Consider the following 300-nt stretch of genomic DNA (forward strand, 5'->3'; position numbering starts at 1 on the left):
GATCCGTCCCTCTTCCCACGCCGCGAACGTGGCCGGGAACGACTCCTCCAAAACCGCGGCATCGTTCATGCGACGCTGCACGGTCCGGTCGGACATGTTCATCGCTGCGCCGAGCTCTGCCGCCAAAGCGCGGAACGGCAGCTCCGCTTCGCGGGAGGAAGGGGAGGCGAGTTCGGCAACGCGTCGCGCACCGACGCGCGCGGCCCTTGCGAACAATCGCGCGAGCGCGGCCTCCGTACGCGCGTTCGCACGCCAGACTTCTATGCCCTCCCCGGCGAGCTCGCGCGCGATCGCGTCCAC

General features: G+C 70.0%; 1 protein-coding gene. It reads right to left on the bottom strand.

The features are described 5' to 3' along the window. On the bottom strand, window positions 1-300 hold a 300-nt coding region (locus tag MIC448_RS06715), incomplete at both ends, for a DUF222 domain-containing protein (protein WP_036297642.1).

The sequence above is a fragment of the Microbacterium sp. C448 genome (genome assembly GCF_000582705.2).
Classification (GTDB): domain Bacteria; phylum Actinomycetota; class Actinomycetes; order Actinomycetales; family Microbacteriaceae; genus Microbacterium; species Microbacterium lacus_A.